This window comes from Myxococcus sp. CA056 (assembly GCF_013336715.1).
Lineage (GTDB): Bacteria > Myxococcota > Myxococcia > Myxococcales > Myxococcaceae > Myxococcus > Myxococcus llanfairpwllgwyngyllgogerychwyrndrobwllllantysiliogogogochensis.
In genome coordinates, this window is the sequence record NZ_JABUMT010000003.1 from 289,487 (window position 1) to 310,614 (window position 21,128).

19 protein-coding genes are annotated in these 21,128 nt (G+C 68.6%); 13 read left to right on the forward strand and 6 right to left on the reverse strand.

Going from position 1 to position 21,128, the window contains the following annotated elements; translation table 11 throughout:
* Positions 1-3: 3 nt before the first annotated feature.
* Together HUA76_RS15740 and HUA76_RS15745 are read left to right on the forward strand one after the other, a co-directional pair.
* Positions 4-2,805, forward strand: a complete 2,802-nt coding sequence (locus HUA76_RS15740; protein ID WP_174461338.1) for a TonB-dependent receptor — start codon at positions 4-6, stop codon at positions 2,803-2,805.
* A gap of 94 nt (positions 2,806-2,899) precedes the next feature.
* Positions 2,900-4,732 (forward strand): 5'-nucleotidase C-terminal domain-containing protein, encoded by a 1,833-nt coding sequence (locus HUA76_RS15745; protein ID WP_174461339.1) that lies wholly within the window; start codon positions 2,900-2,902, stop codon positions 4,730-4,732.
* A gap of 57 nt (positions 4,733-4,789) precedes the next feature.
* On the opposite strand, the gene HUA76_RS15750 is transcribed toward HUA76_RS15745, so the two are convergent.
* Positions 4,790-5,533: a M28 family peptidase gene (locus HUA76_RS15750; RefSeq protein WP_217439736.1), complete on the reverse strand. Its 744-nt coding sequence runs from the start codon at positions 5,531-5,533 to the stop codon at positions 4,790-4,792.
* A gap of 191 nt (positions 5,534-5,724) precedes the next feature.
* On the opposite strand from HUA76_RS15750, the gene HUA76_RS15755 reads away from it, so the two are divergent.
* Entirely contained in the window at positions 5,725-6,378 is a 654-nt protein-coding gene (locus HUA76_RS15755) for a TetR/AcrR family transcriptional regulator C-terminal domain-containing protein (protein ID WP_174461341.1), read from the forward strand.
* Positions 6,379-6,439: 61 nt separating this feature from the next.
* Positions 6,440-6,970, forward strand: a complete 531-nt coding sequence (locus HUA76_RS15760; protein WP_371823481.1) for a hypothetical protein — start codon at positions 6,440-6,442, stop codon at positions 6,968-6,970.
* A 152-nt stretch (positions 6,971-7,122) separates the two neighbouring features.
* Here the strand turns inward: HUA76_RS15760 and HUA76_RS15765 are convergent, their stop codons facing one another.
* Complete coding sequence (locus tag HUA76_RS15765) at positions 7,123-7,761, reverse strand: glutathione S-transferase family protein (protein WP_174453375.1); 639 nt, start codon at positions 7,759-7,761, stop codon at positions 7,123-7,125.
* A 304-nt stretch (positions 7,762-8,065) separates the two neighbouring features.
* Between HUA76_RS15765 and HUA76_RS46290 the strand changes: the two genes are divergently transcribed.
* Positions 8,066-9,424: a M57 family metalloprotease gene (locus HUA76_RS46290; RefSeq protein WP_174461342.1), complete on the forward strand. Its 1,359-nt coding sequence runs from the start codon at positions 8,066-8,068 to the stop codon at positions 9,422-9,424.
* A gap of 115 nt (positions 9,425-9,539) precedes the next feature.
* Here the strand turns inward: HUA76_RS46290 and HUA76_RS15775 are convergent, their stop codons facing one another.
* Together HUA76_RS15775 and HUA76_RS15780 are read right to left on the reverse strand one after the other, a co-directional pair.
* Positions 9,540-10,127, reverse strand: coding sequence for a YdeI family protein (locus HUA76_RS15775; RefSeq protein ID WP_174453373.1), 588 nt, complete (start codon positions 10,125-10,127; stop codon positions 9,540-9,542).
* Entirely contained in the window at positions 10,114-10,542 is a 429-nt protein-coding gene (locus HUA76_RS15780; RefSeq protein WP_141642729.1) for a VOC family protein, read from the reverse strand. Before HUA76_RS15780 ends, HUA76_RS15775 begins: the two co-directional genes overlap by 14 nt.
* A 77-nt stretch (positions 10,543-10,619) precedes the next feature.
* Here HUA76_RS15780 and HUA76_RS15785 point away from each other — a divergent pair, with 77 nt between their 5' ends.
* The 6 genes from HUA76_RS15785 (at position 10,620) to HUA76_RS15810 (ending at position 17,372) form a co-directional block, all read left to right on the forward strand.
* Positions 10,620-11,339 (forward strand): YafY family protein, encoded by a 720-nt coding sequence (locus HUA76_RS15785; RefSeq protein ID WP_174453372.1) that lies wholly within the window; start codon positions 10,620-10,622, stop codon positions 11,337-11,339.
* A 249-nt stretch (positions 11,340-11,588) separates the two neighbouring features.
* A complete protein-coding gene (locus HUA76_RS15790) occupies positions 11,589-12,212 on the forward strand; it encodes a hypothetical protein (protein ID WP_174453371.1) in 624 nt (207 codons plus the stop codon).
* Between the two features lie 6 nt (positions 12,213-12,218).
* The gene (locus HUA76_RS15795) at positions 12,219-13,562 is read left to right on the forward strand and encodes a hypothetical protein (RefSeq protein ID WP_174461343.1); all 1,344 of its coding nucleotides are present in this window, start codon (positions 12,219-12,221) and stop codon (positions 13,560-13,562) included.
* A gap of 16 nt (positions 13,563-13,578) precedes the next feature.
* A complete protein-coding gene (locus tag HUA76_RS15800) occupies positions 13,579-15,399 on the forward strand; it encodes a hypothetical protein (protein ID WP_174461344.1) in 1,821 nt (606 codons plus the stop codon).
* 680 nt (positions 15,400-16,079) lie between these two features.
* Complete coding sequence (locus HUA76_RS15805; RefSeq protein WP_174461345.1) at positions 16,080-16,529, forward strand: hypothetical protein; 450 nt, start codon at positions 16,080-16,082, stop codon at positions 16,527-16,529.
* 3 nt (positions 16,530-16,532) lie between these two features.
* A complete protein-coding gene (locus HUA76_RS15810) occupies positions 16,533-17,372 on the forward strand; it encodes an amidohydrolase family protein (RefSeq protein ID WP_174461346.1) in 840 nt (279 codons plus the stop codon).
* Between the two features lie 27 nt (positions 17,373-17,399).
* Here the strand turns inward: HUA76_RS15810 and HUA76_RS15815 are convergent, their stop codons facing one another.
* Positions 17,400-18,806, reverse strand: coding sequence for a sigma-54 dependent transcriptional regulator (locus HUA76_RS15815; protein WP_254614254.1), 1,407 nt, complete (start codon positions 18,804-18,806; stop codon positions 17,400-17,402).
* Between the two features lie 316 nt (positions 18,807-19,122).
* On the opposite strand from HUA76_RS15815, the gene HUA76_RS15820 reads away from it, so the two are divergent.
* Positions 19,123-19,773, forward strand: a complete 651-nt coding sequence (locus HUA76_RS15820; RefSeq protein ID WP_174453366.1) for an SRPBCC family protein — start codon at positions 19,123-19,125, stop codon at positions 19,771-19,773.
* 50 nt (positions 19,774-19,823) lie between these two features.
* The gene (locus tag HUA76_RS15825; protein WP_174461347.1) at positions 19,824-20,498 is read left to right on the forward strand and encodes a TetR/AcrR family transcriptional regulator; all 675 of its coding nucleotides are present in this window, start codon (positions 19,824-19,826) and stop codon (positions 20,496-20,498) included.
* A 5-nt stretch (positions 20,499-20,503) separates the two neighbouring features.
* Here HUA76_RS15825 and HUA76_RS15830 read toward each other — a convergent pair whose 3' ends face one another.
* Entirely contained in the window at positions 20,504-20,923 is a 420-nt protein-coding gene (locus HUA76_RS15830; protein WP_174461348.1) for an MAPEG family protein, read from the reverse strand.
* Positions 20,924-21,128 lie beyond the last annotated feature (205 nt).

Here is a 21,128-nt window from a genome sequence, read left to right on the forward strand (position 1 = left end):
TCCATGAAGACGCCTTTCTTCCGGGGCGGCGGCGCGCTCGCGCTGCTGCTCGCGCTCGTCGCGGCCCTCCCCGTGCCCGCCCTCGCCGCGGGCCAGAACTACGGCCGCATGGCCGGCTACGTCTATGACCCGACGGGCGCCCCGCTCGCCGAGGTGCCCCTCACCGTGACGGGCCCGGCGCTGCTGCAGCCCCAGTCGCGCACCAGCGGCGAGGACGGCCGCTTCGAGTTCGACACCCTGCCCCCGGGCGAGAACTACACCCTGGAGGTCAACGTCCCGGGCTTCGCCCCCATCAAGAAGACGGGCATCACCGTCCTGCTCGGCCAGGCCTCGCAGGTGGACGTGAAGCTGGAGGTGTTCACCGAGCAGACGGCGGTGGCCACCTACGAAATCGTCGAGAAGGTCAACCCCATCATCAACCCGGACTCCGCGCAGATGGGCGCGGTGATGAACGCGGAGAAGGCGGCCACCTCGCCCGTCTTCACGCAGGTGCAGGCCATGCCCCAGTTGGTGGCGGGCGTGGGCAACGGCAACGCGCCCAGCCTGCGCGCCGGCCTGTCGCGCTACGGCAAGTTCTTCATCGACGGCATGGACACGTCCGACGTGGTGGACGGCAGCATCAGCTCGCCGATGAGCTTCTACGCGGTGGAGAACTTCGAGGTCATGACCGGCGGTCTGGACGCGCAGTACAACTCGCTGGGCCTCATCCAGAACGTCGTCAGCAAGAGCGGCTCCAACAAGTTCACCTACGACGTGACGATGATTCTCTCGCCGGCGTGGGCCAACGCGAAGTACCGGGGCGCGGCCAACCAGAACCCCAACGTGGCCAACTACACGCAGAACGAGGTGCCGCTGTCCGAGACGGCCTTCTACAGCCCCCTGGTGGGCGTGGGCGGCCCCATCATCAAGGACAAGCTGTGGTTCTACGTCTCCGGCCAGTGGAACTTCTCCCAGCGCGACACGCCGCTGGGTGAGGAGAGCCGCACGACGGACACGCAGACGCGCCTGGCCCGCCTGAAGCTCACCTGGCAGCCCACGCCGAAGGACCGCCTGTCCCTGGCGTTCAACTACGACAACAACACCATCACCAACCAGGTCGCCTCGACGTTCGCCGCCCCGGAGGCGGAGACGCAGATCGACCGCGGCGGCTTCTTCGCCATCGTCAACTACGACCGCAGCATCTCCGACAACGTCCTCTTCCAGCTCCAGACGGGCACCACCTTCAAGGACATCTGGCAGGGCCCCATCGACGAGGACTCGCAGGAGATTTCCCACACCTACAACAGCGTCACGTACCGGAACGCCGGCGCGCTGCGCAACGAAGTGGGCAACCTGGTCACTGAGAAGCGCATGCGCTACCAGTTCGACCCGACGCTGCTCTTCAAGCTCAAGAACCACCAGATGAAGGCGGGTCTGCAGTTCAGCTACCTGAGCGGCGACAAGACCACGCAGGTGATTGGCAACCAGCGCTTCAATGACCGCAACGGCGAGTGCAACCCCGAGGACCCGTCGACCTTCCAGTTCTGCAACGAGCGCCTGGACTTCTACAACACCGACGGCGCGCAGGCCCCGCTGACCACCGAGGCGGGCACCCTCATCTCCAGCGCCTTCCTCCAGGACCGCTGGAACGTCAACCGCTACCTCACGCTGGTCGCGGGCCTCCGCGCGGACGTGGGCCGTCTGTATGGCGACGACAACCAGTTCATCACCAACCTGGTGGGCGTGGGCCCGCGTCTGTCGGCCACCTACGACTTGTTCGGCAACCGCAGCACGCTGGTCAAGGTGCACTACGGCCGCTCCAACGAAGTGGGCGACGTCTTCATCGCGCAGCACGCCAACCCGGAGCTGACCACGGTGCGGTCCACCTTCGCCGGTGGCGCCTTCGCGGACTGTGCGCCGGACACCGTCGGCAACCCCCAGTGCAGCGTGTCGGGTGGCGCTTCTGGCCGCTACTTCGACAAGACGAGCCACACGCCGCCGCACGTGGACGAGCTCGCGCTCGGCCTGCACCACGCCATCACCGAGGGCTCCGTCATCGGCGTCGACCTCACCTACCGCAAGTACGCCAACATGTGGGTGGACGAGGAGATGAACCGCATCTGGGATCCGTCCGGCTCGCGCGTGGTCGGCTACGTGGACGGCGTGAATCACACCATCGTGAAGATCCACAACCCGGATGACGCCTGGCGCGACTACAAGGGCATGGACCTGTGGGCGCAGGGCAGGACGGGCCCGTGGGATCTGCTCGCCAGCTACACCCTTGCCTACAGCAACGGCACGGTGGGCGACTACTTCGACGGCTACGGGGTGAACCCGCGCTTCAAGCGCTTCTTCGAGGGTCCGTCCCCCGAGGACATCCGCCACACCATCAAGGGCGCCATCGGGTACACCACGCGGTTCGGTCTCGATTTCGGCGTGCGGTTCAACTACCGCACCGGCGCGCCCATGTGGATGTTCACCGAGGGCACGGTCGACCGGCAGCGCGTGTCTCGTTCGGAGCGCGGCACCGGCCACTCCTACAACACCAACACCGGCCTGCCGGACTTCAATGACCCGGCGGCCATCTCCGAGCTGCGCCAGCCGAGCCAGTTCATGTTCGATGTCCAGGCCCGCTACGACCTGAACCGCATCGTGAAGACGCAGGAGACCAAGATGGAGCTCACGCTCATCATGTTCAACGTCCTGAACAACAGCGACGTCACCTTCGTTCAGGAGCAGTACCGCCCCACGAACAACCGCTTCGGCACGGCGACCAGCCGCCGCAGCCCGATGCAGGCCGAGCTGCTGCTGCGCGTGCGCAACTAGCCACACCCGCGCACTCGGGGCCCTCGCTTCCGGAAGTCCTGCTTCGGAAGCGAGGGCCCTTGAATCCGGCGGGGACACCGTTCTAGACGGGCGTGTGACTTCCGCCATCCGTCCCTTCCGCCTCGGGCTGCTGTCCGCCCTCCTCGCCGCCTGCGCCTCGTCCACTCCGCCCGTGCCGGAGGCCGCTCCGGTGGCGCCCGCGCCCCCGAGCGAGGTGAAAGCCGCGCCGGCCCCCCTGCGCATCACCGTGGTGGGGACCAACGACTTGCACGGCTGGGTGATGCCCTCCCGCGCCACGCTGCCGGATGGCACCGGGGTGGACCAGGGCGGCCTGGCGACGCTCGCGGGCTACGTGTCCATCCTTCGGGCGGAGAATCCGGACGGCGTGCTGCTGCTGGACGGAGGCGACCTCTTCCAGGGCACCCTCGCCTCCAACCTCACCGAGGGCGAGGTGGTCATCAGCGCGATGAACACGCTCGCGTATGACGCCTCGGCGCTCGGCAACCACGAGTTCGACTACGGGCCCGTGGGGCCCCGCTCGGTGGCGCTCGACGGGGATGACCCGTTCGGCGCGCTCAAGGCGCGCATCGCCCAGGCGCGCTTCCCGGTGCTCGGGGTCAACGTCACCGACAGCCAGACGGGCGCGATTCCCACCTGGCTCGGCAACGAGGGCATGCGGCTGGTGGAGCGGCGCGGGGTGCGCATCGGCATCCTCGGCCTGGCCACGCCCCACACCCCGCAGGTGACCAATCCCGTGAATGTGGCGAGCCTGCGCTTCGCGCCCCTGGCTCAGTCGGCGCTCGCCGCGGCCCAGGCCCTGCGCGCGCGCGGGGCCGAAGTGGTGGTGGCGGTGGCGCACGCGGGGGCGGTGTGCAAGCGCCAGGACGACCCTCGCGACGCCTCCTCGTGCGACCGCGGGGACAGCGAGATTGTGGAGCTGCTGGAGACCCTGCCCGAGGGGACGTTGGACGCGGTGGTGGCCGGGCACACGCACCAGCCCGTGGGCCACTTCATTCGCGGCACGCCGGTCATCGAGACGTCGGGCCGGGGCCGCGCGTTCGGGCTCGTGGAGCTCTTCGTGGACCCGGTGACGCGCAAGGTGCTCCCCGAACAGACCGTGCTTCAGGGCTCCATCCCCGTGTGCGCGCGCATGGACGCGACGCTGGGCACATGTGACGAGCGGAAGCTGAAGGCGGCGAAGAGCCTGGAGCTGGTCCCCGCCACCTTCCGGGGGCGCCCGGTGGTGGCCGACGCGGCGATGGAGTCACAGCTCACCGCGGCGTTCGCCCGCGTGGAGCAGGAGCAGAAGCGCTCGCTGGGCGTGCGTGTTCCCACCGCGCTCACGCGCAACTATGACGCGGAGAGCACGCTCGGCAACGTGCTGGCGGACGCGCTGCGCGAGGTCTCCGCGACGGACGTGGCGGTAATCAACAGCGGCGGGCTGCGCGCGGACCTGCCGGCCGGCGAGCTCACCTACGGCGCGTTCTACGAGGTGCTTCCCTTCGACAACACCCTCGCCGTCATCACCGTCTCGGCGGCGGAGCTGCGCAAGCTGCTGGAGGCTGGCTATGGGCGCAAGGGCGTCCTCCAGGTGTCGGGGCTGAAGGTGCGGGTGGAGTTGTGCAACGGGGCCTCGCGGCTCACCTCCGTCACCCTGCCGAATGGGAAGCCGCTCCCGGCCAACAAGCGGTTCCGCGTGGCCATGCCGGACTTCCTGGCGCGCGGCGGTGGTGGGCTGGAGGACGTGCTCAAGACGCTGGCGCCCGGGAGCATCGACCTGGGTGAGCGTCAGGCGCTGACGCTGCGCGACGCGCTCGTGGAGCACTGGAAGACCCGGGGCAAGCCGCTGGCGGCTCCCGCGCTCGGACGCATCCAGCGCGACACCGCGACGGCTGGCTGCCCCGCCGAGGCCGCCGGGAAGCCCTGACGGAGCGAGTCCCAGGGACGCCCGCGCGCAAGGGTTTGCTTGCGCGCGGCGCGAAGGTCAGACGACTCCCTTGGAGACCACCGCGTTGAGCAGCACGGACACCTCTCGCATGAAGCCGTAGTCGAGGGTGTCCGGCGTATCCGTCGAGCAGTGGTAGTGCGGGTTGCGAAAGTTCCCGGTATCGGTCCAGAGCACAGCGGGCTTCCCGGCGGTCCAGAACGGGAAGTGGTCACTGCGCATCAGGTCGGGCAGCAGGACGTGGAGCGGTCCCCACGTCTTCGCCGTCATCAACCGCAGCCCTGGCGACTCGGTCGAGTTGACGGCGCGGTCCATGATGGCGTTGGAGCGGCCCTTCCCCACGAGCCCGAGGAAGTCGGGCGCCCTGAGGCTCTGGGGGACCCACGGAAACGGCAGCGCCTGGACCGGGCCTGAGCGTTTGCGAAAGCCGACCATCTCGAGCACGTGCGCCATGCCCAGCTGGCAGGGAAGCGTCGGCAGTCCATGGGCGACGAAGTCACGGCTGCCCAACAGCCCATCCTCCTCCGCGTTGAACCCGATGAAGCCCACGTGCGGGCCCGCGTCGGATTGCGCGAGGACCCGCGCACACTCCAGCATCACCGCCAGGCCGCTCGCATTGTCATCGGCACCGGGGCAATCCGGAACGCTGTCGTAGTGGGCCGCCACGAAGGTCACCGGCCTGCCCTTGGCGTTTCGCGGCAGCGCCACGACGTTCCGATATCGACCCTGGATTCGCACCGACAGGCCGTAGCGCTCGAAGGCCGCCCCGAGCTCGTCACGCACCCAGGCATTGTTCCGGGCGTTCGCGAAGAGGTGCCGGGGAACCGCGAGATGTTCAACCCACTGGCGCAGGCGAACCTCATCCGACTGCGTGGCGCCGTGGGGCAACGGAGTGGCTTCCTCGACCGCTCGCTCTCGAATCCACATGATTGACTTACAACGTAAGCTTATGACGTAAGTCTGTCAAGGAAGCCATGAGACAGTCCACCAAACGCGAACCCCTTTCGAGAGAGCGCATCCTGCGGGCGGCACTGGGCGTCGTTGATAGCGAAGGGCTCGAGGCGATCTCCATGCGGCGTGTCGGGCAGGAGCTGGGCGTGGAGGCGATGTCCCTCTACAACCACGTCGCCAACAAGGCGGCCATCCTCGACGGCCTGTTCGAAATCGTCCTCGCCGAGATGCCCGCGGCGACGAAGGCGGCGACCTGGCAAGTCGCCCTTCGAGACAACGCGCGGGCCTTGAGGCTCGTGCTCCGCGCCCATCCGCACACGCTTCCGCTCTTCGCGACGCGCCCCGCCGTCACGCCCGCGTCCATCATCCACGTCGAAGCGGCGCTCGAGTTGCTCCGGAAGGCGGGCTTCAGTGCCGATGAAGCCCTCTGCACCTTGCAGGTGATGGTGGCCTTCGTCGTCGGCCACACTGTCGCGGGCTACTCGCCGACCCGACCCGAGGAGGAGTCGCGACCCGCCTACGAGCAGCTCAGCAAGCAGGACTTCCCCCGCGTCCATGAGCTCGTGGCCGTCCTCGCCCGACACGACATCGAGAAGGAATTCGAGTTCGGGCTCGAGGCCATGCTCGCCGGGCTCGAGGCGCGGCTCACGCGGCGCAAGCCGTCCCGGAAGGAGTGAGGCAGGGCCTGTCCGAATCAGGGCGGGGTTCGCCCTATATGCTCTCTACCGTGCGCGTTCAGTGGCCCCGAGGTGGGGCCTCGACATCCTGAACGGAGCGGCGCGCGTGCGGACACAGGGACAGAACGACGGGGCGGGAGACTTCGACTTCCTCATGGGAACCTGGAGGGTGCACAACCGTCGGATCAAGGAGCGGTTGAAGGGATGCACGGAGTGGGTCGCGTTCGAGGCCACCGCCGAGGAGCATCCCCTGCCGGGCGGACTCGGCAATCAGGAGACCTATCGCAGCGAGTTCTGGCCCGGCTTCGTGGGCCTGGCGCTCCGGGTCTACAACCCCGCGACGAAGCAGTGGTCCATCACCTGGGTGGACAACCGGAACCACACCATCGACCCACCCGTGCTGGGCTGCTTCTCGGGTGACGTGGGCGTGTTCGAGACGAACGACACGTTCGAGGGCCGCGCCATCCGTGTGCGCTTCACCTGGACCCGACTGGGCCAGGACACCGCTCGCTGGGAGCAGGCCTTCTCTCCCGACGAGGGCCAGAGCTGGGAGACCAACTGGGTGATGGAGTTCACCCGCGTGAAGGCGTGAACGCCCCATGCCTCGGGAGCCGAGCTGTCGAGCCAGGCTCTCTTCACGCGGGATGAACCGCGCCTCCTCGCGAGAACCGACATGGCGTTGGGCGACCTGAATCCGGCGTACCTGCCCGTGGGGGCACGCGTGGGGCCCTGGCTTGCCCGCTCTCAGCCCGCTTCGACGCGGTCGCAGTAGGCGTCGAACGCCTTCTTCCAGGCCGGGCGCGCGATGCAGCGCCGCTGGAAGGCGAGCACATTGGGATGGTCCTTGACGACACTCTCGTCGATGCCGGCGCCCAGCACATGCGTCATCAAGAGGTCCGCGACGGTGAACTCGTCGGTCGCGACGAACTCCCTGCCCTCGAGCCAGCCGTCGAGCTGCTTCAGGCGCATGGCCCCCCACTGGTGAAGCGCATTGCTTCCCTGGGTGCCCTTACCGCCGTTCAAGTCGACGAACCACGCGGTCAGGAGCGGGACTTCAATCGTGTTCAACGCCGCGACGCACCAGCGCAGCACCTGCGCTTCGCCGGCGAGGTCGCGCGGCATCAGCTTGCCGCTCTTGCGCGCGAGGTAGAGCAGGATTGCGCCCGACTCGGTGACGACCACGCCGTCGTCGTCGATGACCGGAATCTGTCCGAACGGATTGAGCGCGCGATACGCGGGCGCATCGAGGTCGTGCCTCGGATGATCCATCCCCACGACCTCGTATGGCAGCCCCATCTCCTCCAGCGCCCACAGCACGCGCAGGTCGCGGGTCTTGCCGCGGGCCATCTTGTTCACTCGGGCGAAGCCGTAGACCTTGAGCATGCGCGAATCCTACTTCGCGCGGATGGAGCGTCCAGGCCTCGTTGGCTTCACCATCGCATCCATGCGCCTCTGGCTGCGATAGACAGGGACAGCCCCGAGTCCGACGTTCCGCGCTCCGAGTCCGGATGACCCGCGTCAGGGCGGAGAGGCATTCGCCTCGCGATCCATCCAGACATCAACAGTCAGTCAGGCTTTCACGACATTGCCGACCTTGAACAGGGAAATGCTTGGTGGGCCGTAGCGCCGTGTCGCCTGGCCTGTCAGGCGGACGGCGCATCCCCCGCTGTCAGCGAAACGAGCCCCCATGTTCAAGAAAGCGGCAGTCCTCGTGGTGAGCTGTGGCGCGTTGCTGGTCGGCTGCGGCCCGGACCCGCAGGCAGAGAACGAGGAGATCATCTCCAACCTGCTGGAGGCCGGCTTTCCGGCCGACGACATCCTGGTCGCCGACGACGCCGTGTATGTGGGCCGTGACGCGCATGTGACGCTCGAGGCGTCCCGGGAGATGCTTCAGGCGCCCCTGGAGAGCGCGGAGCAGTACCGCACGACCAACCTCGTCGGTTCGAGCGTGACCAGGATTTGCGTCAACTCCACCGCCACCTTCGACAGCTACCCCATGCTGAGCCAGGGGCTCGACCTGGCCATCGCCAACTACAATGAGCGGGGGCTGCGAATCACCTTCGCGCGCGGACCGGCCACCGGCTGCACCGCGAACATCACCGCGCAGACCACGTCTGGGACCGGAGGCTCCGCCGGCTTCCCCTCGGGCGGGCTGCCCTACGGCATCATCAACATCGGCACCGGCCTGAACGACTACAGCGCCGACGTGAACGAGCACGTCATCACCCACGAACTGGGCCACGCGGTCGGCTTCCGCCACTCGGACTACTACAATCGCAGCATCAGCTGCGGCGCTGGCGGGGACGAGGGAGACGCGGGCGTGGGCGCCATCCACATCCCCGGGACTCCGACCACGGCCGTCGTCGGCGGCTCCGTCATGAACTCCTGCTTCCGTTCCACCGAGACTGGCGAGTGGACCAGCTCCGACAACACCGCGCTGGACGCCCTCTACGGAGGCACGGTCCCGAGCTGCTCCAGCTACAACTTCATGTCCTACCGTGGGCAGAACGGGACGCAGATTCGATGCAGCTGCCCTGCCGTAAGCGGGGGCGTCGTGTGGGGCACGGACCTCTATACCGACGACTCGAATGCCTGCGCCGCCGCGGTGCATGCGGGCGCGATTCCCGCCACCGGAGGAACAGTGGTCGTCGTCATCCAACCGGGACAGAGCAGCTACACGGGCACCACTCGCAACGGCATCACCACGCTCTCCTATGGCGCCTGGGGTGGGAGCTTCTCTTTCCAGCTTCCACCGGCGCAGAGCTGCTCCAGCTACAACTTCACGTCCTACCGTGGGCAGAACGGGACGCAGATCCGGTGCGGTTGCCCGGCCGTGAGTGGAGGAGTCGTGTGGGGCACGGACCTCTATACCGATGACTCGGATGCCTGCGCGGCCGGGGTGCATGCGGGAGTGATTCCCGCCACGGGAGGCACGGTGGTCGTCACCATCCAACCGGGACAGAGCAGCTACACGGGCACCACTCGCAACGGCATCACCACGCTCTCCTACGGCGCCTGGGGAGGGAGCTTCTCCCTGGGCAGATAATCGCCACGTTGCCTGACGGCATGGAGGCGGGTCGGGAGGGGAAGCGCCACCGGCTCTTCATCGCGGACATGGACCTCCCGGGGGTGCGGCAACTCCCGGGGGGCGTGTAGACGACTCAAGGGTCTTCGGAACCGAGCGAGTCGACGATGCGCCGCACCTGCTTCGTACGGCCCGTCTCCGTGCGCGTCGTCACGATCTCCAGGATGAGGGCATACCGCCGGGTCTTCCCGAGCGCCTCGAAGGCTCGCGCGGCCTGGGGGTTCGCGGACAACGCGGCCGTCAGGTCGCTGGGGACGGTGGCGTTCCGCTGCGACTCGTAGGCAGCGGCCCAGCGCCCATCGGCCTGGGCGGCTTCGACTTCGGCGAGCCCCGCCGGTCGCATCCGGCCCTCGGCGAGCAACGCCTCCACCTTCCGCACATTCACGCGGGACCAACGGCTGCGCGGCCGGCGCGGCACGTACTTCTGGAGATAGAAGCGGTCATCGAGGGACTTCCTCAGGCCCGATATCCAGCCGAAGCAGAGCCCCACGTCGACCGCCTCGTCGTCCGTCAGCGAGGTGATGCCCGTCCCCTTCTTGGCCAGCTTCAACCAGACCCCCTCGGGCGCGCCGCCGTTCTCCTCCAGCCACGCCTCGAACTCCGCCACGCCGCGAAACGCCCTCACCGGGGCCTCGGCGACGACACCCCGCTCAGCGCGCGGCATCGCGGGCTCCGAGGACGTCCAGGTAGTGCCGATTGAACATGACACCCAGCACGTTGCCGAAGGGGTCGATGACCGACGCCGTGACGAAGCCTGGGCCCCGCTCGGTGACGCCCTCGAGGAGCTCGGCCCCCTGCGCGAGCAGTCGTGAGAGCGCTCCAGCGACGTCATCGACGTGCCAGTAGACGACCGCCCCACCCCGGCTCGTGGCGATTCCCGGGGGCGCGAACCGTCGGTCGATGATGCCCAGCTCGTGCTGATAGTCGCCGATGCGGTACTCGACGTAACCGGGGCCGCGCCCGGCGGCCTCGCTGCTGAAGTAGGGCTCCACGCCCAGCAACTCCGAGTACCAGCGGGTCGCCGCCCGGAGGTCGTCCGCCCAGAGGTTGATGGTGCTCATTCCGCGCATGAAGGTCATGGGTCTCTCGTGTCCGGGGCCGCGTTCGTTCGCGACACAGTGACCATCCCCTCTAAAGGTGACAGAATGAGTCACGTTTGAAACGCGAACCCGTCATCGACCGCCTGGACCGCGTCCTCGGCCTCCTCGCCTCACGCCCATCGTGGACCGCACCAGAACTGGCGGAGGAATTGGGCGTCTGCGTGCGGACCATCCGCAGAGACCTGTCCCGGCTCGCGGCCCGGGGTGTCCCCATCGAGTCCGACGCGGGGCGAGGCGGCGGCGTACGCGTGCCGCCACGAACGGGGCTGGGGCGCGTTCAGCTCGACACCCGGGAGGTCCTCGACCTCATGCTCGCGCTGGCGCTCGCGGAGCAACTGGGCTCACCCCTGCTGCTCTCCACGCTCAAGGGCTTGCGGCAGAAGCTCTCCGCCTCGTTTCCACCGGAGGAGCGCACCCGGGTGAGCGGGCTGCGCCGGAGGATTCTGGTCGGCCCCAGCTCGCGGAACGTCGCCGCGACGTGGAAGGCCCCCAGCCTCGCGGTGCTCCGTCCCATCCATGAGTCGTTCTTCGAGCAACGCGCGCTGGAGCTGACCTACCGCTCGAACGACGCGAGCACGGTGCGCGTCGTGGAGCCGCACTACCTGCTGCTCAGTTGGCCCGCCTGGTTCCTCCTCGTCTGGGACCACCTGCGAGGCGCGGTGCGCATGCTCCGCGTCGACCGCATCGAGGCGGCGCGCGTCACCGAGTCGACGTTCCGCGTGAGGAGCTCGGAATCGATGCTCGCCACGCTCGGCGATGTCTTCGCCGCGCTCTGAGCGACAAGGCCGCGAGGCAAGACGAATCGAGTCAGCGGCGGGCGCACCGTGCGGGATAGCGACCGCCAGCGGGCGCACCGAAGCACGCTTCGCCAGATTCCTCGTCCACTTCCCGCCGCCGAAGCGCGCTTCGCTCGCGTCACCACTCGCTCCGAGGAGCGCGGCCCTCGAATGGGTTGGCACAGCCGCTGCTAGGTCCCGCTCAACCGGTGGCCACACAGCCGGGCCCATCACACGAGGACCAGACCCATGCATGACGTGGATCGTACGTACCAGGAGCTGGAAGGTGAGTCGTTCGAGTTCGAGTTCAATGCCGAGGGTCCATGGGGCGAGGTCTTCAACGAGACTGAGCTGAATGAGCTCGCCGCGGAGTTGTTGGAGGTCAGCAACGACCAGGAGCTGGAGCAGTTCCTCGGCAACCTCATCAAGCGGGCGGGCAGCGCCCTTCGCAAGGCCGTGGACAGCCCGCTGGGCCAGAAGCTCGGAGGTCTGCTCAAGCACGCGGCCCGACAGGGCCTGCCGATGGTGGGCCGCGCGCTCGGCAACCTGGTGGCCCCGGGCATCGGTGGCGTCGTGGGCGGCAAGCTGGCCCAGCGGGCCGGGCAGGCCTTCGGGCTGGAGCTGGAGGGGCTGAGCCAGGAGGACAGCGAGTTCGAGGTGGCCAAGCAGTTCGTCCGGCTCGCCGCGGATGCCTCCAAGGCGGCGCTCTCCGCGGCGCCGGGTGGCTCGCCCCAGCAGGTGGCGGGCGCGGCCGTCCAGCAGGCCCTGCAACGCTTCGCCCCTGGCCTCGTCCCGGCGCGCGCCGCGAGCAGCGCCGGCACCACCGGCCGCTGGGTGCGCAAGGGCAACACCATCGTCCTGTACGGGGCCTGAGCCATCATGTCCGCCAGCTCCTTCGCCTCCTGGATGCTGTCGCAGGAGGCCCGCGCGCTGCTCACCCGGCTCGAGCGCATCAAGTCCTTCGCCATGTCGGAGACGATGGTTCCCGCCGCCACGCTCTCGATGGAGGCACAGGCCGCGGTGGAGCGCTACCTCATCCAGGGGCGCCGTGAGCTGCGGACCCAGCTTCACCGATACATCGCCTGGATGGAGGGCCCCGAAGGTCGAAGGGCCCCCCCCGCCGAGGCACAGCGGCGCTTCACCTTCCTGCGGCTGCGGTTCAACGTGGTGCTGTCGCACTTCGACATCTTCAGCGAGGCGTTGAGCCAGCGCAGCGAGGCGGAGAACGGCGTCTGGCTGGCGGGGCTGGACGTGCTCTCCCGGGACGCGCTGGCGCTGCCCGGCTACTACGAAGTTCCCCCCGTCATCTGCTACCTCGCCCGAGGCCCGGGAGCCGCCATCCGGCGCGCCCGCACACGGCTGCCCGGCGGAGGGCCGAACCCGGCCGCCATCATCCGCATCCCTCGCGAACGGATGATTGGCAGCAGCCTCGCCTCCTCGCTCTTCCACGAGGTGGGCCACCAGGGCGCCGCGCTGCTGGACCTGGTGGCGTCATTGCGCGGGGCCCTCCAGGACATCGCGCGGGAAGGCTCCGGCGACGCGCTGGCTTGGAGCCTGTGGGAGCGGTGGATGTCGGAGGTCGTCGCCGACGCCTGGTCGGTGGCTCGCCTGGGCGTCACGTCCACGATGGGGCTGATGGGGGTGGTGAGCCTGCCCAGGCCGTTCGTGTTCCGGCTCGACGTGGACGACCCACACCCCGTCCCATGGATTCGCGTGAAGCTGAGCTGCGCGCTGGGAGCGCACCTGTTCCCCCATCCGCAGTGGGCACGGCTCTCCCACCTGTGGGAGGAGTTCTATCCCGTGAGGGGGCTGTCCAGGCAGTACCGCCAGGTGCTCGATGCGCTCGAGGCCAGCCTGCCGCGCTTCGCACGGTTCCTCATGGAGCACCGTCCCGCCTCCCTGCGCGGCCACTCGCTGGCGGAGGTCCTGAAGACGCAAGAGCGGCAGCCGGCGCGGCTCGGCGCGCTCTACCGGACGTGGCGCGAGCGACGCTCGGGCATCCGGGAGGCGTCACCCTCACTGGTGTTCGCCGTCATCGGGCAGGCCAGGGCCGATGGCGTCATCTCTCCCGAGGAGGAGAGCCAGGTCCTGGCCGAGCTTCTCAAGTACTGGGCACTGCGCGGCACGCTCGACGCATCGGAGACGTGCGCCTCTCGCTCCAAGTCACGGGCCCTGGCCTCCGCGCTCAGGGTCCCCACGTTGCCGCGGAACTCCGTCACCTAGCTTTGGAGGAAGAATCATGGCTCGCGTCACCCTTGTCGCCTCACGCACCACCGTCACGCCCGGCCCCTCGGGTGCCCAGGTGACGTTGACGGCATCCGCCGACTCACCCAATCCCGAGGTCGCCCACCGCGTCTACGAATGGAGCGTGGACGAAGGCACCGTCACGCCCCGGCAGGTGCGGACCACCGGCCAGGACGTCGAAGCCTCGACGACCTGGACGATTCCTCCGACGACCCAGGAGCGCGAGCTCACGGTCCGCGTCACGCTGCGGGAGTACACGCGGGACACGAACGCCGACCCCGTGTCCATCCATGACGCCCGCCAGCGCGTCCTCGCTCATGCGGGGGGAGCCCCGGATGTCCGGCAGGTGGTGCGCGACACCCTCAACGAACTCAAACCGTTCGCGACGCACCACCCCCACGACGGCGTCGTCCCGGTGGGGCTGCAACGCACCCAGCATCCGTTCACGAGCGACGCCATCCTCTGGATGGTGATTCGCAAGAGCACCAACGGAATCTCCTTCAACGAGTACAGCCAGTTCGTCGAGGACCACCTCTACGGGACGGGCTCGCCCCAGTCCCACGAGTCGCTCCAGTCCCAGTCTCCCATGCCCCGCCCCCGAATCTCAGGGGTGGATGCCTATCGGAAGCTGCGCTCCCTGACGGAGTGCTTCTTGATGCTGCGCACGGGCGTGCTGGCGGACTTCTCGAAGCTGCTCGACGGCCTGAAGGCAGATGAGGAGAGCGGCCGGCTGGGGCGTGCCCTTCCCAAGGACTTCAACACTCTGTGGACCGACTACCTGGTGGACGTGAACGGGAGCGAAGATGTGGCGCTCCCGTACCTGGCCATCATCCGCAACAAGTTCCCCGAAGTGCCGGTCATCGTGCCCCCGGGGCTCACGGAGGCGGAGCTCGCGGACTCCTACGGCGTCCTCCAGAAGAAGCTGAGCCAGCCGCCGCTGCTGGAGCTCATCTGGAACTACTGGCACGAGGAGGGAATGCTGGTCCAGGCGGTGAATCACATCAGCCAGCGCTTCCAGAACGTGCGCGGCCCCGGAGAGCGGGACCCGCTGGCGAACCTGGAGATCGACCCGCTGCGCCCCCTCAACAACATGCTGTGGGGCTACTTCCAGGACGAGCAGCGGCGACTGAGCGTCGTGCGTCGCGCGTGCGAGTATGCGCACGAATATGGCTTCACGCTGCACGGCAGGGCGGTGGCTGGGATTCGCACCGCGGACCGGCGCTCGAAGTTCCTCGAGTCCTTCCACAACCTGCTTCACCTGTGCGTGCAGTTCTTCCGCAAGGACGACGACACCACCGTCGTGTCGGATGGCTTCCCGATTCTCAACGCGCTCAAGGAGACGCACTACGTGCTGGCGCAGGGCGCCCACAACCAGTTCGGAGACCTGCCCGCCACCTCGCGCCAGGAGATGCTCATCCAGCAGTGGATGCTGTCGCGCCCGGAGATGCGTGAGTTCCTCGGCGGGCGGGTGATGGTGCCCTATCCGGAGCCGTGGATGGACCGGGTGGACGCGATGAAGTCGCTCCAGGGCTGGACGGACGTCAGCTCCGTGCATTTCCACGACCTGGGAGTCTTCGGAGAGCAAATCCTGCTCTCCGTGCGCTACGGCGGCTGGAGCGTGTCCAACGACCCGAGCCAGGCGGCCAACTGGGCGCGCTACTGGCGGCCGGAGATTCAGGGCTACATCCACGCGTACCGGGCCGTGACGGGCGTGGACCTGACGGTGGTGCACACCGACCCGCAGCGCATGTCCGAACGAGACGTGCCGCCCTCGGTCCACCTGCGCAACCGGCTGGCCCTCCAGAAGAGGCGGTGACGGGGCTCACCGCCGTGCCCGACGTCACCGCGTCGATCCAGGCACGGCGCGCACCGGAGAGGAATCGCGCGGTGGAGAGGCTGACGGAGGCCCTCCACCGGAGACCACGGAGGAGAGGAGGACACGTCATGAATGAATGGTACGAAGGCGAGGACGAGCAGGAGTCCGAGGGGATGGGCGAAGACGAGGCTCACGTCCGGCGCTCCTCCCGTCAGCCCCCAAGGCGCCAGACGCGGGCGGTTCGCGCCAGCACGAATGCGAGAGGCACCGCGCGGCGGACGGGTCCAAGGCCCGCCCCTCCGAGGCAGGGGCGTGGCGTGAGGACGTGGAAGCCCGCCGGGACGAGGCGATGGCCCCGCATTCGCCCCTGGCGGCTGCTGGGACGGCCCGCCACGTACGCCGTGCTCACGCCGCGCGCGGTCGAACCTCCACCCGCGACACCGGGGAACACCCCACCACCGCCGAGGGACGCCGCGTCCTCCGGTGCCGCCGCGCCACCCCCGCCGCCGTGGGACACCGAGCCCGGCGACGACACACCGCCCCCTTCCACGCCAGTGCCCTTCGATGAACCTTCGCCGGAGGACCTGCCCGTTCCTGCTGAGCCCGACGACGAGCCCCCAGCGCCCGACGCACAGGAGGTCCTCGTCTCCCCGCCGCGCATCGCGTGGTCCAGGTCGAGGATGGAGCGCTACCCTTTCACCCAGCTTCCCGCTGGAGGCGGGGTGTACGTCGTGGAGGAGGACGGGCACCCGCTCCATGTGGGGGAGACAGACAATTTCCAGACGCACTGGCGCCAGCGCCTGACCGCCCTCTACGAACTGGGCTTCACGCGCCGGGGTGGGCGGCTCTCCAAGCCCATCACCGTCTGGTTCGGCCCCCTCATGCCCAACAGCCCGGCCGCGCGCGCGAGGGCGAAACGAGCCCTTCGCCGCGCGCTCACACGCTCGGGGGTCGTGCCCGCGGGCCGGCTGCGTGACACGGGGGCCGACCCGGAGGCCATCGAGGAGTCCGACGGGCGCGGCCTTCCCTCCCTCCAGGGGCTGCTCCCCCCAAGCGACTGGGGAGTCCAGGCCGCCAGGGCCTTGGGGCTCGCCCCTCCACGGCGCTCCGACGCGCGGTTCGGGACTTGAGGCATGCTCATCATCGACTGTCATTGTCACGCGGGGCAGGGAGACGGGCTCACCGGTCCCTGGGACACGGCCGCGCCGCTCCACCATTACCTGCGGCGCGCATCCGCCGCGGGAATCTCCCGCACGGTGCTGCTGGCCGCCTTCCATTCCGACTACGAGACCGCGAACCGGCAGGTGGCGCGCCTGGTGAAGCACCACCCGGAGCGTTTCTACGGCTTCGTCTTCGTGCATGCCGCCAGAGAGCTCGGACAGGTCTTCGAGCGCGTCCAGGAGGCCGTGCGGCGCCACGGCTTCCGCGGCATCAAGGTCCACCGACATGACGCGCGCATCACCCGCGAGGTATGTGAAGTGGCCCGGGCCTTCGGCCTGCCCGTCCTCTACGACGTGATGGGAGAAGTCTCCGGCGTGGAGCTGATTGCCACCGAGTACCCCGAGGTGAGCTTCATCATCCCGCACCTGGGCAGCTTCGCCGACGACTGGAAGGCCCAGCGCGCGCTGCTGGACCTCCTGGTGAGGCTGCCCAATGTCCACGCCGACACCGCGGGGGTGCGCCGCTTCGACCTCCTGGTGGAGGCGGTGGCGCGGGCCGGCGCGCACAAGCTGCTCTTCGGCTCGGACGGCCCCTGGCTGCATCCGGGCGTGGAGCTGGCCAAGGTGCGCGCGCTGGAGCTGTCGGCGCGAGACGAACAGCTCGTGCTGGGCGGCAACCTGCTGCGCTTGATGGGCCGGCGCCGTTCACGTCCGGTGGGACGGGTGTCTCGCTGGGCGACGGCGGCTCCCGCCATGGAGGACGAGGCCCAGGACCCCTGGAAGCCCGCGGACCTCCGGCAGCGGTGCTGCTGAGCCCCAGACGTCGGTGCTCGGGGCGGGCTACGACGGCTCGCGCTGCGCCCGTCGGAGCTGGAGCGCGCGGTCCGTGACGCCCAGCCGCCGGGCCGCGCGCTGGACGTTGCCCTGCTCCTCCTCGAGCACCAGGCGAACCGCCGTGTCGGTGGCGCTCCGGCCAATCTCCTTGAGTCCCATCCCCAGCATCAACGCGCGCTGGATGGCCTGCGCGAACGAGGCATCGCACCACGCCCCAAGTCCCTCGACGGAGGGCAGCTCGTCGGGAGGGATGTCCCCCACGGTGATGGGCCCGGAGCCGACGTGCCTCTTGCAGATGCGGCCGATGAGCTGGCGCAGCTCACGGATGTTCCCCGGGTAGTCGCGCTTGAGGAGGAACTCACGCACATGCGGGTCCAGCTCCAGCTCGACATCGGGCCGCATCGCCCGGAGGAAGTGCTGGGCCAGCGGGAGGATGTCCTCGGGGCGCTCGCGCAGAGGTGGAAGCCGGCACACCCAGCTCTGGATGCGGTGGAAGAAGTCGCGGCGGAAGGCGCCCTGGGTGACCTCCTCGGACAGGTCGCGATTGGTGGCACAGACCAGCCGGAAGTCCGTGTGCTGCCAGGTGTTGGAGCCCACGCGCTTGTACAGGCGCTCCTGCACCACGCGCAGCAGCTGGGCCTGGAGGGCCAGGGGTAGCTCCCCCACTTCGTCCAGGAACAATGTCCCCCCATGGGCCAGGGCGAAGGCTCCGTCCCGGAGGTTCGCCGCGCCCGTGAAGGCGCCACGCTCGTGACCGAAGAACTCGCTGCCCGACAGCTCCGGCACCACTGTCGTGCAATCCAGCGTCACCAGCTCCCCCTTGTCCGGACGCCGGTCCAGTTCATGGATGAGGCGCGCCACCTCTTCCTTGCCCGTCCCGCTCTCCCCGAGCAGCAGCACCGAGGCATCCGTGAAGGTGGCTACCTCGACGAGCTGCCGCAGCACCGGCAGCCATGCGGGGGAACGCCCCACCAGCCGCCGCTGCACCTCGGGTGACTTGATGAGGCGCTCCACCTCGTGCCAGCGCTCCAGTCGGGCGGAAATCTCCGCCACCGCGTCGTGCGAGCCCTCCCAGGAGAGCACGTCCGAGGCCCCTTCTTGAAGCAGGCGCCAGCAAGCCCCACCCGCGAGTCCTTGGGCCGTCGTGGCCACCGCCAGCACCCGCGTCGACAGGCTCCGCCGACTGGCCCGCACAGCGTCCAGCGTCAGCGCGTCCACCTCATCGAAGACGAGCACCCCCAGTCCCGAAGGAGCTGCGTCCCCGCACACCAGCTCGATGCCCGCCGCGCCCAGGGCATCCAGCATCCTCGGACGCAGCAAGCCCGCCCCACTCCCCACGAAGCGAATCCAGGCCCTCATGCGCGAGTCGCACGCCACATCCCACCCCCGGGTGATGAAGAGAGCCCACCTCATGGAGTGAGCCGGTGTTGCTGTCCTGCCATTAACGCACTCAAAGCCAAATCCCTCGAAACTACTTTCATCCCGCATCACAGGGCGCCCCCAAACGTCGTGCGCACCCCTGGCCCGACCCCATGACTTACAATCTCGCGACAAAGACTTTCATGAGGGCGCCACTCGAATAAGGCCTGCCCTTCCGGCACCCCACCCCTCCACACCTCCATGACGGGCTCCCGACGCGCGGCGCCACCGGGACGACCCGTGGTCACCTTGACAATCCATGCCTTCACATCTAAATAACTTTTAGATTCGTCGTTCCAGGAGAACAGCCATGCCGCGGATCGCGACACCTGCCGTCACCCTGCTGTCCCTTGCCTGTGGTGTGTTCCTGAGCGCGTGCGCGACGCCCATCGGCTATGCGTCGGGGACCTCCGTCACGGAGCGAGACACGCTGCACCGCTCGACGCCGGCCCCCACCGTGGAGCCGGAGGCGCCGTTCATCGCGCACACGGTCGAGACCGACATCGCCGCGCCTCCAGAGGTGCTGTTGCCCTGGCTGGTGAATGTCCCGCTGGAGCGCATCCTGCTGGGAACCGAGAAGCTCGCCGGCATCGAGCGGACCGATGTCCTCTCCGCCTCCTGGGGCAGCCCTGGAGCGCGCCGGCGCGTGGTGCTGCGCGATGGGAACACCTCCCTCGAGGAGCTGCTCGTCGTCGAGGAAGGCCGTCGGTTCCAGTACGTCGTCTGGAACTTCACCAACGAGGCTCGGCGCGCCGTCCAGTACGCGGTGGGCGAGTTCCGCTTCGCGCCGACCGCGACGGGGACGCACTTGACCTGGACCTATCGCTTCCGGGGCAATGGGTGGCCCACCGAGGGCATCCTCAAGGACTTCGTCGAGGAGGACTTCGCCGCCTATATGAAGGTCGGCATCGGGCACATCCAGAAGGAGTCGACGCTCGACCTGACGGCACGGCGGGACTGACGACTCGTATTGTCGCGGCCTATGCTCCCCACGAGGAAGATGGGAGTCACGTGGCGAGCACACCGAAGACGCGTCAGCCGGCAGCCAAGACGGCCAAGAAAGCCGCGAAGCCTCGCGGCTATCACCACCTGGACCTGCGCCGGGCGCTGTTGGACGCGGCCATCCAGTTCCTGAGGGAAGGCGACGTCACGGGGCTGACCATCCAGGTCCTCGCGCGGGCCGCGGGCGTGTCTCCCGGAGCGCCCTACCACCACTTCCCGGACAAGCAGTCCCTCCTGGCGGCGCTGGCCACCGAGGGCTACGACCTGCTCGCGGAGCGCGTCGCACGGGCCGTGGCGAGTGAGCCCACCGTGGCGGGCAAGCTGACGGGTATCGCCACCGCGTATCTCTCGTTCGCGAAGGAGCACGCTTCGCACTACCGCATCATGTTCCTGCCCGAAATCGAGGACCGGGTGCGCTTCGCGTCCGTCCACGAGGCGTCCGACCGCTCCCTGCTGACCCTGTTCGAGGTGGTGGCCGAGGGCAACCCGGGGCTGCCGCCCGACGCCATCGTCGCCCGGGCCATCGCCGCCTTGTCCCTGTGCCATGGGTTCGCGTCGCTCCGGGCCGCGAGGGTGCTGGGAAACATCCCCGGCATTCCGAAGGTCGAACTGCTCGAGAAGGTCGCCATCGCGGAGGTGGTGACCCTCGCGCTGGGAGCCGGACTGGGGCCCGCCCCGCGATGACCTGCTCAGAGCACGGCCATGGCCGCCCTGAACGTCAGTCCGACCAGCGCCAGTGACGACAGCACGAAGAGCAAGAAGCGCAGCTCGATCTTGTTGATGAGCGCCTGCAACAGGCTGTGCACCACGCGCAGACCCACGTAGCTCCAGGCCAGTATCAGGTTGAGGCCCGTTCCTTCGCCCAGCAGCGCCAGGGCCAGGGTGATGGCGTAGAAGATGGTGGGCTGCTCCATCAGGTGGTTGTAGTTGTCGGCCTTCCAGCGCACCTGGGCCGGCAGCTGACTCATCTGCTCGCCGCGCGGTGCATACGGGTCGGGTTTCATGTTGACCTTGAACATGGCCGGCAAGCGCGTGGCGTACATCCAGGCCCACATGACCATGGACCAGGACACGAGCGCGACGACGGGAGCGAGAATGGGACTGTGCATGGTTCCTTCCCTGCCCCATGCCGCGGCACGGCGCAACCCGTGGCGGAAGTGACGAAGACCTGGACCCGTTGACCCGTGGGCCAGGTTCGACGCTGAGCCCGGGAGCACCGGGAGCGGAATAATCCCCGGGAATATCCGGCGCGGGCTCCGTTCCCATCGCTGACAGCCTTCACGACCCCGCCGAGGGCCCTCGCTCCCGTCAGAG